This is a genomic window from Devosia sp. ZW T5_3, from assembly GCF_044987315.1.
GTDB lineage: Bacteria > Pseudomonadota > Alphaproteobacteria > Rhizobiales > Devosiaceae > Devosia.
In genome coordinates this window covers 33,450-47,659 of sequence record NZ_JBJDRE010000020.1, presented here as the reverse complement: position 1 = coordinate 47,659, position 14,210 = coordinate 33,450, and the positions used below count along the sequence as shown (strand labels likewise).

The following is a 14,210-nucleotide window of genomic DNA, read 5'->3' as shown; positions in this document are numbered from 1 at the left end:
GGTGGCTTTGAAAGCACCTCGGAACCAACTAGATTTGTCGCCATGACGACTAATCCAGCACCGGCCCGCCCGCTCGTCGACCGTTTCGGCCGGCATATAACCTATCTCCGGATTTCGGTGACGGATCGGTGCGATTTTCGTTGCGTCTATTGCATGGCCGAGGACATGCAATTTCTCCCCAAAAAGGAGATTCTGAGCTTTGCCGAGATCGAGACCATTGCCACCGCTTTCGTGACGCGCGGGGTGACGCGGTTGCGGTTGACCGGCGGCGAACCTCTGGTGCGGCGCGACATTATCGAATTGGTGCGCAGCCTGGGCCGGCATATCGGGCATGGGCTGAATGAGCTGACCATGACCACCAATGGCAGCCAATTGGCCAAGCATGCCGAGGCGCTGGTGGAAGCGGGCATGCGGCGGATCAATGTGTCGCTCGATACGCTGGATGCGGAGCGTTTTCGCGCGATCACGCGGCGCGGGCGGATCGAGGATGTGCTGGGCGGGATCGACGCGGCGCAGGCGGCCGGCCTCAAAATCAAGATCAATATGGTGGCGATGCGCGGCGTCAATGACGACGAAATCGAGCCAATGATGGCCTGGGCGCATGGGCGCGGCATGGGGCTGACGCTGATCGAGGGCATGCCGCTGGGCGAAGTGGGCATTGACCGGGTCGACAGTTACCTGCCGCTGCGCGAACTGCGTGATCGGCTCGCCAAACGCTATACGCTGGAAAAGCTGGATCACCGCACCGGGGGCCCTGCCCGCTATGCGCGGGTAGCCGAGACCGGTGGCATATTGGGCTTTATCACCCCGATGAGCCACAATTTCTGCGAAAGCTGCAATCGCGTGCGGTTGACGGCGACCGGGCAATTGTTCCTGTGCCTGGGGCAGGAGGACCAGGTGAGCCTGCGCGATGCGTTACGCGAAGGTGGCGCTGAAGCACTGGACGCGGCACTCGACCAGGCCATGCTGATTAAGCCCAAGGGGCATGATTTCGTGATCGACCGCGCGCGGCCGGAACCGGCGCTGGGGCGGCATATGAGCGTGACGGGGGGGTAGCGCTCAACGCCCCTCTATGCGCTCGGCCAATTCCACCACGATGCCGTCGGGGTCGCGGCAGAAGGCGACGCGTTTGAACATTTCGGTGTTGTGGGCGGCGCGCGGGTATTCGACGATTTCGGTGCCGGTGGCTTCGAGCTCGGCGATCAGCGCATCCACATCGGTGACGGCCAGGGTGAGGTGGCGCATGCCGGCCTCGAGCGGGGGCACGTCGCGCGAGCGGGCGATGTGGCCGTTGGGGGCGAAGACTTCGAGCATGCCGCCGCCGGCATCGAGAAAGGCCATTTCGCCACGTGGCTGCTGCTTGCGCAGCACGAGCTTGAGGCCGAGCTGGCCGCAATAGAAGGCGATCGTCCGATCAAGATCGGACGAGGTGACGCCGATATGTTCAAAACCGACCAGCATGGATCTACTTGTCGTCGTCGACGACGATGGCGAAGTCGAGCGGTAGCGCCGTGGTGTATTTGATCTGCCCCATGGCGAAGGCCGAGCTGACATCGGTCAGGTTGATCTTGGAAATCAGGCGCTTGTAAAAGGTGTCATAGGCGCCGATATCGGGCACGACCACGCGCATCAGGTAATCGACATCGCCGCTCATACGATAGAATTCCACGACTTCGGGGAATTCGTCGATGACGCCGGCGAATTTGCGCATCCAGCCTTCATTGTGTTCGTTGGTCTTGACCGAGACGAACACGGTGACGCCGACATTGACCTTGGCCGGATCGAGCACGGCGACGCGGCGCTGGATGACGCCATCTTCTTCCATCTTCTGGATACGGCGCCAGCATGGGGTGGTCGAAAGGCCCACCTTGCGGCCGATTTCGGCCACCGGCATGGTCGCATCCTTTTGCAGAAGCGTGAGAATTTTCCGGTCGATCTTGTCCAATGCCATAAACGCCCCCGCGAAATGAGATTTCCAGGACAACGCCATTCCGTCCTGAATTTGGCAGATTAACTGCCACACCCGGCAGTCAAACGCAATAATCTTCCTCTTTTAAAGATGATCGTAATGATCATGTTTGTGGCCACAGGCTGCCGAGCCAACCAAATAAACTGCTGGGGCGTGGATGATCGTCGCGCCAATGACGCGGTGTGTCGAAACCGCCGGCCCAAATCCCCTTGCTGGCTGAGCGGGCGGACTGTTCCTCGCCCCAATAGCGGCCAGATGAAATCGCCAGCCCCTCGGCGACCATGGTCGCGGCAATATCCTTGCCGCCGACAGTGCAGACGGCCAGCAGGCGCCCATATTGGTCGTGATCTTCAGGGCGGCAATCGACCTTGCCGGACTTGAGCAATTGGGCCATCCGGTCGCGAGCCGTGCGGCCGCAGGGCCATTGCCTGCCGTTACGATCATCGCAAGTCTGGGCATATTCGGGAGCATCGATGCCGAGAAGGCGCACGCGCTCGTCGCCCAGGCGGAAGCTATCGCCATCGCTGGCACGGGCATTGCCGGCAATGGGCGGCGGCGCGGGATCGAGCCAAGCCGCGACGGCCGCGGCACCACCCAACAGGATGATCGCCAGCACGGCTCCGAAGCGCCCGCGGAAGGGTCGCATCCAACGTTTATATGAAGCCAGGATTTCACCACCCGTTAACTACGCGCCGCTAGTGTTTTGACCGTGAGCGTAGCGAATGCGTTTCTGGTTCGCATCATTTAGTAACGAGTAAAAGTTTCATGCCGCTTCAGTCGGCTGTCATCGACGCTGACGTTCGCTCGCAAATGGGGCGCGACGGCAAGCGCACGGCGCAAAAAACCGTTCTCGACGCGCGGCAACGCTTGATGTCGAGTTCGGGTACACGCGCGTCCTATGATTTCGAGCTGCTGCACGATTATGCGCAATCGCGCATCTCGGCGGCTTTGCCGATGGCCGCCATCGTGGTCATTCTCTCCGTTGTTGCCAGCCTCTGGGTTCCGGTGGTTTTCACCACGCTATGGGCCGCAGCGGTGTTGCTGGGCCTATTGATCGTGGTGATGGTGGCGAGCCGGTTCCGGCGCAGCGATCCGGCCAAGTTCAACGCCACCAACTGGACCACCACGTTCATCGCCGGCGAGATGATCTATGGCCTGTCCTGGTCGCTGCTGGCGCTATTTACGCTGGTGGCACCGGCCGAGACGCTGACGCCGGTGATGTTCGCCATGGTGCTGGTCAGCGTGGCTGCCAATGCGGTGACCACCAATACCCTGCCCCCTGCGACGCTGATGAGCACGCTGCCGGTGACGCTGACGGTGTCGGCAAACCTGATCGCAGTGGGCGGCACGCTCAATTATACGCTGGCGGCGGTGGCAATCTGCGGTGAGGTTTTCTTCGTTTACCTGGCGCGGCAATTGCACAAATCAGAGCTGGAAACGATCACGCACCAGGCCGAAAAGGACGCGCTGATCAACGAGCTCGAGGAAGCCCGACAGATGTCGGATGAGGCACGGCGCCATGCCGAGCAGGCCAATATCGCCAAATCGCAATTCCTGGCCACGATGAGCCATGAATTGCGCACCCCGCTCAACGCGATCATCGGGTTTTCCGAAGTGCTGAAATCGGAGCTGCTGGGGACCCATCAGGTGCCGCAGTACAAGGAATATGCCGGCGATATCCACGCCAGCGGGCAGCACCTGCTCAACCTCATCAATGAATTGCTCGACCTCAGCCGGATCGAGGCGGGCAAGTACGACCTCAATGAAGAGGCCGTGTCGCTGGTCGATATTGCCGAGGATTGCCGGCGCATGATGGAGTTGCGCGCCAAATCCAAGGGCATCGAGCTGGCCTATAATGTCGGCAATAACCTGCCCAAGCTATGGGGCGACGAGCGCGCCATCCGCCAGGTGGTGCTAAACCTGTTGAGCAATGCCATCAAGTTCACGCCGCAAAACGGCAAGGTGACGCTGGTAGTGACGCGTAGCGGCGATGGTGGCCAGCTGGTGTCGGTCAAGGACAATGGACCGGGCATTCCCGAGGACGAAATCGCCACGGTGCTGTCCTCATTCGGCCAGGGCTCGCTGGCGCAAAAGACCGCCGAACAGGGCGCTGGCCTGGGCCTGCCGATCGTGCAGAAGATCATGGAACTGCATCAGGGCAGGTTCGACCTGTTCTCCAAGCTGCGCTTCGGCACCGAGGTGATCGCCACCTTCCCCCGTGCGCGGGTGATGGATGCGCTGGCTCCGGTGGTGGAGAAGAAGAACCGGCTGGAGATTTACTCCGAGGCTGGTTAGGCGGCGTTGACGAGCGGGTGGGCGCGTTCGACCCGCTTGCGCTCATGCGGATCGTGCATCGCGTTCCACAGATCGGAGCGGCGCTGCACATTCAGCCAGAAATCGGGACTATTGCCGAAGACGCGCGCCAGAATGAGCGCCGTCGGAGCGGTAACGGAGCGTCGGTCGTTGCAAAGCTCGTTAACGTGCCTGCGCGGCACGCCCATTGCGTCAACCAACGCGGCCTGAGTCAGGCCCAACGGACCCAGGAATTCCTCAGTCAATATCTCGCCGATTGTCGCCGGCTTGCGCGCTGTCATCAACATGGCTCATTCACCCTGTTACCAACGGTGTCCTTCCGGCGAAGGGCGGAATCCATCCTGAGATGACAGCTTAGCCTAAAATCTCAGGATGGGCCCCGGCCTTCGCCGGGGCGACACCGAGTTTTAGTTGCCAGCCTAACTAGCCTTGCCGCTGACTTCAGCGCTTTCGAAGGTGGCCATGTTGTTGTGCAGGTGCAGGGCGGTCTTGGCCAGCACTGCAGCGAGGGCGGCGCCGCTCCCCTCCCCTAGCCGCATGCCGAGGTCGAGCAGGCCTTTTTGGCCCATGGCAGCGAGGGCGCGGACGTGGCCGGATTCGGCGGAGATGTGGGCGAAGAGGCAGTGATCGATGGCGGCCGGGTTGATCGCGTGAGCGATTGCCGCCGCCGAGGTGGCGACGAAGCCATCGACGATGACCGGGACCTTCTGGTGGCGGGCGGCGAGCAAGGCGCCGAGCATGGCGGCGATTTCGCGGCCGCCGAGGCGGGCGAGGATGGCCAGGGGATGGTCGAGCTCGTCCTTGTGCAGGGCCAGGGCGCGATCGACAGCGTCGGCCTTGCGGGTGAGGCCGGCATCGTCGATGCCGGTGCCACGGCCGACCCAATCGGCGCCGGTGCCGCCATAAAGGGCGGCGAAGATGGCGGCGGCCACGGTGGTGTTGCCGATGCCCATTTCGCCGATGCAGATCAGGTCGGGCTTACCGGCAATGGCTTCCATGCCATAGGCAATGGTGGCGGCGCACATGCGATCGTCGAGCGCTGCTTCCTGGGTGATGTCGCCGGTGGGCAGTTCCAGCGCCAGCTCGAACACACGCAGATTGATTTCATGCAGCGCGCAAATCTGGGAGATGGCGGCCCCGCCATTGGTGAAATTGGCGACCATTTGCGCGGTGACTTCGCGCGGGAAGGCGGAGACGCCCTGATCGGTGACGCCGTGATTACCGGCGAAAATGGTGACCATGGGATTGTCGAGGCGCGGCTTGGCGCGACCCTGCCAGCGGGCGAGGAATTCGACCAGAGTTTCGAGCTGGCCGAGCGAGCCGGCGGGCTTGGTGAGCTGGGAATCGCGCGCGCGCACTGCGGCGACGGCCGCTTCGTCGCCATCGGGAACGATGGTCAAAAGTTCGAGGACATCGGCATAGGCAGGGTTGAGGGCGGGCATGACAGGTCCGGCGGCAGGGTGCTAGGAAGGTGCGGACTTGTTGCGCAGAACGGGATGAAAAGCAATTGAACGGCGACGAGCCAGTCCAAGACCCCTCCCCCAGCATTGACGCCGCCGCGCGTGAGGCCAGCGTGCCGCATGAGCCGGCGGCGGGTATCGGGCTGAAGGACGATTTCATCATGGCGCTGCGATTTTTCTCGCGGCTGCCGACGGGGGATTCGCCGCATCAGAAGCCCGATCTGGGGCGGATTGCCATGGCGCTGCCGCTGGCGAGCGTGGCGATCGGCATTGGGCCGGTGGCGCTGCTGATTGGTGGGGTGCTGGTTGGGCTGCCGGCCTATTTTGCGGCGGCGCTGGCGGTTGGGGCCATGGTGCTGGCGAGTGGTGCGATGGCCGAGGATGCGCTGGCGGATGCGACCGATGGCCTGTTTGGCGGGCACATGCCCGAGCGGCGGCTCGAGATCATGAAGGACAGCCGGCACGGCACTTATGGGGTGGCGGCGCTGTGCCTGTTTCTCGTGCTGCGGGTGATGGCGGTGGGATCGATGGCGGAGACCGGCCCGCTGGCGGCGGGGGCGGCTTGGCTGGCGGCAAGCATTGTCGGGCGGTCGGCGGCGCTGTGGGTGGCGGTGGCACTGGCCCCGGCGCGGCGGGATGGGGCTTCGGCGACGGCGGGGCGATTGAGCTGGCGCAATTTTGCGGTGGGCATGGTGTTTGCCGCGGTGTTGCTGTTCGTGTTGGGCGGGCCGGCGTCGAGCATAGCGGGGCTGGTGCTAGCCATTGTGCTGAGCGTGGGGACCGCCTTGGGCTGGACGGCTTTGTGCAAGCGGCTGGTTGGCGGGCAGAGCGGCGACCTGATCGGGGCGCTGGCGGCGCTGATCGAGATTGCGGCGTTCACGGGACTTTTGGTTTTCGCACGCGGCTGAGGCCTTGAAATTACCGCATGAAATGACTTTATCGGCTTGAACGCACGAAAAGGGATGGCACAGGCATGATCTTTATCGGCATCGCCATCCTGATCGTGGCCGCCATCACCCTGATGATCAATGCCGATGCGGGCACCCTGGTGGGACTGAGCCAGGAGCAGACGGCGCGGCTCGTGCCATTGGTGGTCATTCTCATCGTCATCGCGGCGGGCGTGTTCTCGCGGCGAAGGAAATTTTCCGAATTGTTTGGCGGCGTGCTGCTGTGGGCGGGCATTTTTGGCGTCGCCATGCTGAGCTATGCCTATCGCGATGAGCTTACGGGCATTGCAGGCCGGGTGGCCGGGGAACTTCAGCCGGGCGTGGCGCTGGTGGATGCCGAGCGGGGCACGGCGACATTCCGGCGCGGTATTGGCGGGCATTTCGAGATCGCCGCGACGATCAACGGACATAGGACGCCGATGATCTTCGATACGGGCGCGAGCGCGGTGGTGTTGACGCTGGCCGATGCGCGGGAGGCCGGTATCGATACGGCCAATCTGCGCTTCACCATTCCCGTTTCGACAGCCAATGGCATGGGCCAGGCGGCGCGGGTGAAGCTAGACCAGCTTGAGGTTGGCGGCATCGTGCGCCAGGGCGTAGTCGCTTTCGTCACCGAAGAAGCGGCGCTGGAAACCAGCCTATTGGGCATGACGTTTCTGGAAACGCTCAGCCGCTACAGTGTGACGCAGAACTCGCTGGAATTGGTCGACTAGCTGGCGACCGCGAGAGCGGGACGATCCACCGCTTCATAGGCGCGCAGGATGACCGAGGCGTCGGCGCCGGGCTTGCAGGCATCCACACTCAGAATCTGGCGGAACTGGCGGGCGCCGGGCAGGCCGTTGGCGAGGCCGAGCATGTGGCGGGTGATGTTGTTGACGCGGGTGCCATTGCCGGCTTCGCGCCGGGCATAGTCGGCCATAGCCTGCATGATGGCTTCGAGCGTGACCGGCGGAGTGGTTGCGCCGAAGAAGCGGCTATCGACCTGCGCCAGCAGCATGGGATTGTGATAGGCGGCGCGGCCCAGCATGACGCCATCCATATGGGCGAGTTCGGCCTCGGCGGTTTCCAGCGTTTCGATGCCGCCATTGATCATGACGGGCAGCGGGGCCAGACGCGGGCGCAGGCGGTGCACGCGATCATAATCGAGCGGCGGGATGGTGCGGTTTTCCTTGGGGCTGAGGCCCTTGAGCCAGGCCTTGCGGGCGTGGACATAGAGAGCGTCGACGCCCGCCGCGACCATGGTGTCGGCGAAGCGATCAAGGCTTTCCTCGGTGTCCTGATCATCGATGCCGATGCGGCATTTGACCGTTACCGGGCGATCGGTGGCGTCGCGCATGGCGCGGACGCATTCGGCCACGAGGTCCGGCTCGGCCATGAGGCAGGCGCCGAACCGGCCCGACTGGACGCGATCGGAGGGGCAGCCGACATTGAGATTGATCTCGACATAGCCGGCTTTATGGGCAAGGCGCGTAGCGGCGGCGAGTTCGACCGGATCGGAGCCGCCCAGCTGCAGGGCGACGGGCTGCTCGAGCGGGTCGAAGCGCAAATGGCGCTGCGCATCGCCATGCACGATGGCGGCGCTGGTGACCATTTCGGTGAACAGCAGAGCATGGCGCGACAGCTGGCGATGGAGGAACCGGCAATGCCGATCCGTCCAGTCCATCATCGGCGCCACGGAAAATTTTCTGTCTAACCTGTTCATCGCACTATGCTTTTCGATCCACAGCCGCGACAGGCGTCGCATATGGGGCTCAGTTGCCGCCTTGATATAGGGTTTTCGTGGGAGGGAAATAGCCCAACGTTCAGGCCAGGGCCACGATTATGTGTGCCTGGATCTGTGCGGCGACCGCACCGCTGCCATGCCTGGCCGCCAGCGCGGCAGCGACTATGTCGGTTACGGAGGCCAGTTCACCCGGCTTTCTGGCCTCGATTTCGTTGCGCAGCAACGTGCCCTGGCAATAGGCGATGGCGGGAATGCGCGGGGAGGATGCGCGGCTTTGTTCGGCTCTGGTTTCGATGGCGATATCGGTGAAACCGGCGGCCTCCAGCTCGCGGCGGATCAGGGCTTTGTCGTGATAGCCATGCGGCGTGCGGGCCAGGAAGCGCGGCGGATCATTGGGGAAGATTTCGGCCAGGGCGTTCGTCACGTCATTGGCAAAGATGTTTTGCTCGATGCGGTCCCAGACGTTGAAGATGAAATGCCCGCCGGGCTTGAGGACGCGTCTTGCTTGCTGATAGCCCGCGACGCGGTCGGGAAAGAACATGGCGCCGAACTGGCAACAGACCAGATCGAAGGCCGCATCTTCAAAGGGGAGCACCAGGGCATCGGCCTGGCGCCAGGTGATCCGGGGGTCGGCAGGTTGTTGCGAGGCGGCGTAGTCGACCATTGGCTGGTTGAGGTCGGTGACGAGATAGCTGGCGCCCGGGGGCAGGACCGGCGCCAAAGCGCGCGTGACAACGCCGCTGCCGGCGGCGGTTTCGAGGACGGCACTGGGCGACAAGGAGGCGGCGCGCCGCGCCATATCGGCGGCGTATGCCTCAAAAATCAGCGGCACCATGTAGCGGTCGTAGTTTTCCGGGATCGAGCCGGCAAAGACCTTGTCAGTTTCCAGCACGACCGATCACCCGTTACCCGTTTGATGGCTCGCTTGAAGTCCCGGTGACGATAGCGCCGATCGGGTGGCGGGGCAATGATCCGGTCGGATTGGGCTGGATCAAGCGAGCCAGATAAGCATTATGCTAATAGCCGCCAGGCACCAGGAGAACGTGAGATGTATCAGCGCATTGTCGTCGCCATCGATGGGTCGGAACTGTCCGACAAGGCCTTTCGTCACGCGCTGGGGCTGGCGGGCCAGCTCAAGGCCAAGTTGATCGCGGTGACTGTGAGCGATCCGTCGCTGATCCTCACCTCGGGCACGGAGATGATGCAGGTCAATACTACGACCGTGATCAATGAATTGAACCGCGCCAAGGAAGAAGGCGCCGCCCGAATTCTGGGTGCGGCGAAGGAAGCGGCGGCCGCAGCGGGGCAGCCGATCGAGGCATTGCATGTGCCCGATAGCGAGACGGCGGACGGCATTTTGGAGACGGCCAAAAGGCAGGGCGCGGACCTGATCGTGATGGGTTCGCATGGCAGGCGCGGGCTGGGGCGGCTCTTGCTCGGCAGCCAGGCGGCGGAGGTGCTGGCGCATTCGAACATTCCGGTTCTGGTCGTCAAATAACGCAGACCTGCACTAACATGTTAGCGCTGGCGCAAGACGCGGAATTGCAGTATTGCCGCTGCAAATTCAAGCGAGCGCCAGACCATGACCACGCCCCGTTTCATCGCCGTCATCGATATCGGCAAGACCAATGCCAAGGTGGTGTTGATCGACCGCGACGATGCGCGACAGATCGGGGCGCGCAGCACGCCCAATACGGTCAAGCGGGACGGGCTTTATCCGCATGCCGATGTGGAGCGGCTGTGGGCGTTCATTCTGCAGAGCCTTGGCGAATTGCATGCCGAACACGGCATTGATGGCATTTCGATCACCACGCATGGCGCGACCGCCGCGCTGATCGGGGATGATGGGCTGGCCCTGCCCGTGCTCGATTATGAGCACGGTGCGCCGGGTGATGTGGCTGGCTATGCCGAGGCGCGGCCCGATTTCAGCGAGACCTTGTCGCCGCGCCTGCCGAATGGGCTCAACCTTGGGGCGCAGATTTTCTGGCAGAGCCGGACTTTTCCGGAGCAATTTGCGCAGGTGCGGCAGATTCTGACCTATCCGCAATATTATGCCTGGCGGCTGACCGGGGTGGCGGCGAGCGAAGTGACGTCGCTGGGCTGCCACACGGATTTGTGGGCGCCGGACAAGGCGGATTTTTCCTCCCTGGTGAGCAATGAGGGCTGGCGGGGGCTGTTCCCGGTGGTGAAGCCGGCTGCGTCGGTTTTGGGAAATCTGCTGCCGGAACTGGCGGCGGCGACGGGGCTGCCGGTGACGACGCCGGTGACCTGCGGCATTCACGATTCCAATGCGTCACTCGTGCCGCATCTGGGGACGCGGCAGGCGCCGTTCACCATTTTGTCCACGGGCACCTGGGCCATTGCCATGACGGTGGGCGGGGATACCGGGCGGCTGGATTCCGAGCGGGACAGCCTGGCTAATGTGGACGCCTTTGGCCGCCCGGTGCCGACGGCGCGGTTCATGGGCGGACGGGAATTCGACATGTTGGTGCCGGGGGCGGTCGAGCCTTCCGAGGCTGATATTGCCAAGATCATCGTAGCGGAAATTCAGGCGTTGCCGAGCTTTACGCCCGGTGTGGGGCCCTACCCCCATCATGAGGGGCGCTGGACGCATAATCCGGCTGGCTTGAGCATTGGCGAGCGCAGTGCGGCGGTGGCGCTGTATCTGGCGCTGGTGACGCGGCAATGCCTCGATTTGAGCGGGCTGGGGCGCGAAATCGTCATCGAAGGGCCGCTGGCGCGCAACACGCTGTTCGGGCGGGCGCTGTCGACGCTGGCAGGTGTGCCGGTGACGGCATCGGGTGACGCGACCGGGACAAGCCTTGGCGCGGCCATGCTGTTTGGCGGGCAGGCCGGAACGGCAAAGGCAGGCGTGGTGCTGGAACCACTCGCGGCAGACGGCTTTGATGCTTATGCCAGGAGTTGGCTCGCCAAACTCTAAGCACACGAGCCTTGCAGCAAGCGCTGTTGTGAAGCGGACCTTGTGTGCTTAGCTCAACAGCAGCACACAAGGAGACTTGATATGACCGCCGCCAAGCACCGAATTGTCATTATCGGCGGCGGCTTTGGCGGCTTGTCGGCGGCGCAAACACTGGCCGGCGCCGATGTGGACGTGACGCTGATCGACCGGCGCAATCACCATCTGTTCCAGCCCCTGCTCTATCAGGTGGCGACAGCCTCGCTCAGCACCTCGGAAATCGCCTGGCCGATCCGCAGCATTCTGCGCAAGCGGGATGATGTGCGAACGCTGCTCGCCACGGTGACCGGTGTCGATACCGCAGCCAAGACGGTTGCGATCGAGGACGGAGAGCCTGTTCCCTATGACAGCCTGATCATCGCCACCGGCGCGCGGCATGCCTATTTCGGGCATGACGAATGGGAGCAATTCGCGCCCGGGCTCAAGACGCTGGAAGACGCCACGACCATTCGGCGCAAGCTGTTGCTGGCGTTCGAGGCGGCGGAGCGGGAGAGTGATCCGGCCAAGCGACAAGCCTTGATGACCTTCGTTATCATTGGGGCCGGGCCGACTGGCGTAGAACTGGCTGGCGCCATTATCGAGCTGGCCAAGATCAGCCTCAAAGACAATTTCCGCGTGATTGAGCCGGAAAAAGCGCGCGTAGTCCTGATCGAGGGCGGCCAGAAGGTGTTGGCCAACTTCAAGCCGGAGCTGTCGGAATACACGCTGGGCGCGCTGCGGAGGCTGGGCGTTGAAGTGGAGCTGGGCGCGGCGGTGACCAGTGTCGATGCCAATGGCGTGGTTTATGGCGACAAGCGGATCGAGGCCAATACGATCATCTGGGCCGCCGGTGTGCAGGCGTCGCCGGCCGCCAAGTGGCTGGGCGTCGAGCCGGATCGGGCCGGGCGAGTGCGGGTCGAGCCGGATATGAGCGTGCCGGGGCTGCCGGAGGTGTTTGTGGTGGGCGACACCGCGAGCATTGCCATGCCCGATGGCAAGCCGGTGCCCGGCGTGGGCGACGCGGCCAAGCAGAGCGGGCGGCATGCGGCCAATGTCATCAAGGCGCGGCTGGCGGGTGACAATAGCGCCAAGCCGTTCCGCTACAAGCATGCGGGCGACATCGCCACGATCGGCAAGCGGGCGGCAGTGATCGATTTTGGCTGGATCCGGCTCAAGGGTTGGATCGCCTGGTGGGTATGGGGGCTGGCCCATATCTATTTCCTGATCGACACCAAGAACCGGCTGTTTGTAGCGATGAGCTGGCTGTGGATCTACCTCAGCGGCCAGCGCAGCGCCCGGCTGATCACGCAGGGCGGTGCGACCAAAAAGGCGCCGATCGAGGAAATAAAATAGCTTGTATGCGCATTAACATGCGCATATTCTACGCGAAAGACGGAGGCAGACATGGCCAATGCGGTTCGGCGGGCAACCAATGTGACGATCGACCAGACGCTGCTGGATGAAGCCAAGGGGCTGGGGCTCAACATCTCGCGGGCGGCAGAAACTGGCATTGAGACGGCTGTCCGTGCGGAGAAGGAACGGCTTTGGCAGGTTGAGAATACCGAGGCTATTCAAAGCTCCAACGATTATGTCGAGAAGTATGGGCTCCCACTCGCCAAATACCGCGTCTTTTGATGGCGCGGTTTGACATCTGCCGAGACACCGATGGGCAGACCTATCTTGATGTGCAGGCAAGCGTGCTATCCGGCCTCAATACGCGGCTGCTGGTGCCGCTCATGCCGCCAGATCAAGCACCAAGCCCAGCGCGCCGGCTCAATCCCATATTCGTTGTCGATGGCGAGCGGCTGGTTATGGTGACGCAGTATCTCGCTGCGGTTCCTACTTCTGAGCTTGGACCATCAATGGGCTCGCTCGTCGGATATGCCGACGAGATCAGCGCCGCACTCGATATGGCATTTTACGGCTTCTAGCCCTCCTCCGCCACCGGCGTGACCGGCTTGGCCAGTTGGCGTTCGCGGAGCCAGAGGTAGAAGCCGCTGAGGATCACGACGGGGGCGCCGAGATAGAACCAGAGGTCGGGCGGTTGCTGGAAAACCAGCCAGCTGATGATGGCGACGAAGACAATCTGGACATAGGCGAAGGGCGCCAGCGTCGAGGCCGGAGCGAAGCGGTGGGCGACGGTGATGAATTGATGGCTGGTGAAGCCGATCACGCCGATGCCGATAAAGACCAGCCATTGCAGCGGGTTGACTGGCCATTGCCAGGTGAAGAAGGCGAAGGGCAGGAGCACGATGGTCGCCAGGGCGGCGCCATAGAATTGCTGGGTCGCCACCGAATCCACGCCCGCCAGCTTGCGGGTCAGCAGGGCGTAAAGCCCGTAGAAGCAGGCGCCGCCCAGGGAGAGCAGCGTGGCAGGGTGGAAGGTTTCGCTGCCCGGACGCACGATGATCAGGACGCCGAGAAAGCCGACGGCAATCGCGGTCCAGCGGCGCCAGCCGACATGCTCGCGCAGCAGGAAGACCGAGAGCGCGCAGATAATCAGCGGCGTGGTGAAGGTGATGGCGCCGGTGACGGTCAGCGGCAGGTACCGCACGGCGGTGAAATTGCACAGCGTCGAGCCGATCAGGGCGCCGGAGCGGAGAATTTCGATCTTGAGATTGCGGGTGCGCCACAGCGCGGCGCCCTGGCGCGGCAGGTTGATCGCCGTGACGATACCAAGATGGATGACATAGCGCGCGAACATGATCTGCAGCGCCGGCAGGCCGATCAGGCCAAGCCACTTGGCCGAGCTGTCGAGACAGGTGAACAGGAAATAGGCACAGAACACGAGCCCAATACCCAGCAGGCGGCGCTCCTCAATGGGCGCGATATTCGTCGACAT

The 14,210-nt window shown here is 63.1% G+C and carries 17 protein-coding genes; 9 read left to right on the top strand and 8 right to left on the bottom strand.

All coding sequences use genetic code 11. The features are described 5' to 3' along the window. Positions 1-42: 42 nt before the first annotated feature. On the top strand, positions 43-1,056 hold the full coding sequence (gene moaA, locus ACI3KW_RS20460; RefSeq protein ID WP_404849621.1) for a GTP 3',8-cyclase MoaA: 1,014 nt from the start codon (positions 43-45) through the stop codon (positions 1,054-1,056). A gap of 3 nt (positions 1,057-1,059) precedes the next feature. Here moaA and ACI3KW_RS20455 read toward each other — a convergent pair whose 3' ends face one another. From ACI3KW_RS20455 to ACI3KW_RS20445, 3 genes are all read right to left on the bottom strand, one after another. Beyond that, the gene (locus tag ACI3KW_RS20455) at positions 1,060-1,461 is read right to left on the bottom strand and encodes a VOC family protein (protein ID WP_113123036.1); all 402 of its coding nucleotides are present in this window, start codon (positions 1,459-1,461) and stop codon (positions 1,060-1,062) included. Positions 1,462-1,465: 4 nt separating this feature from the next. Beyond that, positions 1,466-1,945, bottom strand: coding sequence for an Lrp/AsnC family transcriptional regulator (locus ACI3KW_RS20450; protein ID WP_035097566.1), 480 nt, complete (start codon positions 1,943-1,945; stop codon positions 1,466-1,468). A gap of 127 nt (positions 1,946-2,072) precedes the next feature. Beyond that, entirely contained in the window at positions 2,073-2,615 is a 543-nt protein-coding gene (locus ACI3KW_RS20445; protein WP_404849620.1) for a thermonuclease family protein, read from the bottom strand. Positions 2,616-2,734: 119 nt separating this feature from the next. Here ACI3KW_RS20445 and ACI3KW_RS20440 point away from each other — a divergent pair, with 119 nt between their 5' ends. Then, entirely contained in the window at positions 2,735-4,264 is a 1,530-nt protein-coding gene (locus ACI3KW_RS20440) for a sensor histidine kinase (protein WP_404849619.1), read from the top strand. Here ACI3KW_RS20440 and ACI3KW_RS20435 read toward each other — a convergent pair. Then, positions 4,261-4,569, bottom strand: a complete 309-nt coding sequence (locus ACI3KW_RS20435) for a HigA family addiction module antitoxin (protein ID WP_404849618.1) — start codon at positions 4,567-4,569, stop codon at positions 4,261-4,263. The genes ACI3KW_RS20440 and ACI3KW_RS20435 overlap by 4 nt on opposite strands. Positions 4,570-4,701: 132 nt before the next feature. Continuing rightward, positions 4,702-5,724: a nicotinate-nucleotide--dimethylbenzimidazole phosphoribosyltransferase gene (cobT, locus tag ACI3KW_RS20430; RefSeq protein WP_404849617.1), complete on the bottom strand. Its 1,023-nt coding sequence runs from the start codon at positions 5,722-5,724 to the stop codon at positions 4,702-4,704. A 65-nt stretch (positions 5,725-5,789) separates the two neighbouring features. On the opposite strand from cobT, the gene ACI3KW_RS20425 reads away from it, so the two are divergent. Next, a complete protein-coding gene (locus tag ACI3KW_RS20425; protein ID WP_404849616.1) occupies positions 5,790-6,650 on the top strand; it encodes an adenosylcobinamide-GDP ribazoletransferase in 861 nt (286 codons plus the stop codon). A gap of 65 nt (positions 6,651-6,715) precedes the next feature. Next, positions 6,716-7,402, top strand: coding sequence for a TIGR02281 family clan AA aspartic protease (locus ACI3KW_RS20420; protein WP_404849615.1), 687 nt, complete (start codon positions 6,716-6,718; stop codon positions 7,400-7,402). Here ACI3KW_RS20420 and dusA read toward each other — a convergent pair. Beyond that, positions 7,399-8,433, bottom strand: coding sequence for a tRNA dihydrouridine(20/20a) synthase DusA (gene dusA, locus ACI3KW_RS20415; RefSeq protein WP_404849614.1), 1,035 nt, complete (start codon positions 8,431-8,433; stop codon positions 7,399-7,401). The genes ACI3KW_RS20420 and dusA overlap by 4 nt on opposite strands. 58 nt (positions 8,434-8,491) lie before the next feature. Further along, positions 8,492-9,304 carry a class I SAM-dependent methyltransferase gene (locus ACI3KW_RS20410; RefSeq protein ID WP_404849613.1) on the bottom strand — a complete coding sequence of 271 codons (813 nt, stop codon included), beginning with the start codon at positions 9,302-9,304 and terminating at the stop codon, positions 8,492-8,494. Between the two features lie 156 nt (positions 9,305-9,460). Here ACI3KW_RS20410 and ACI3KW_RS20405 point away from each other — a divergent pair, with 156 nt between their 5' ends. The 5 genes from ACI3KW_RS20405 (at position 9,461) to ACI3KW_RS20385 (ending at position 13,299) form a co-directional block, all read left to right on the top strand. Further along, on the top strand, positions 9,461-9,910 hold the full coding sequence (locus tag ACI3KW_RS20405; RefSeq protein WP_404849612.1) for a universal stress protein: 450 nt from the start codon (positions 9,461-9,463) through the stop codon (positions 9,908-9,910). Positions 9,911-9,994: 84 nt separating this feature from the next. Beyond that, on the top strand, positions 9,995-11,353 hold the full coding sequence (locus ACI3KW_RS20400) for an FGGY-family carbohydrate kinase (protein WP_404849611.1): 1,359 nt from the start codon (positions 9,995-9,997) through the stop codon (positions 11,351-11,353). A gap of 81 nt (positions 11,354-11,434) precedes the next feature. Beyond that, positions 11,435-12,721, top strand: a complete 1,287-nt coding sequence (locus tag ACI3KW_RS20395; RefSeq protein ID WP_404849610.1) for an NAD(P)/FAD-dependent oxidoreductase — start codon at positions 11,435-11,437, stop codon at positions 12,719-12,721. A gap of 51 nt (positions 12,722-12,772) precedes the next feature. Then, complete coding sequence (locus ACI3KW_RS20390; RefSeq protein ID WP_404849609.1) at positions 12,773-13,003, top strand: type II toxin-antitoxin system CcdA family antitoxin; 231 nt, start codon at positions 12,773-12,775, stop codon at positions 13,001-13,003. After that, a complete protein-coding gene (locus ACI3KW_RS20385; protein ID WP_404849608.1) occupies positions 13,003-13,299 on the top strand; it encodes a CcdB family protein in 297 nt (98 codons plus the stop codon). The genes ACI3KW_RS20390 and ACI3KW_RS20385 overlap by 1 nt, the downstream gene beginning before the upstream one ends. On the opposite strand, the gene ACI3KW_RS20380 is transcribed toward ACI3KW_RS20385, so the two are convergent. Next, positions 13,296-14,210: a DMT family transporter gene (locus ACI3KW_RS20380; protein ID WP_404849607.1), complete on the bottom strand. Its 915-nt coding sequence runs from the start codon at positions 14,208-14,210 to the stop codon at positions 13,296-13,298. The two genes, ACI3KW_RS20385 and ACI3KW_RS20380, sit on opposite strands and share 4 nt — an antisense overlap.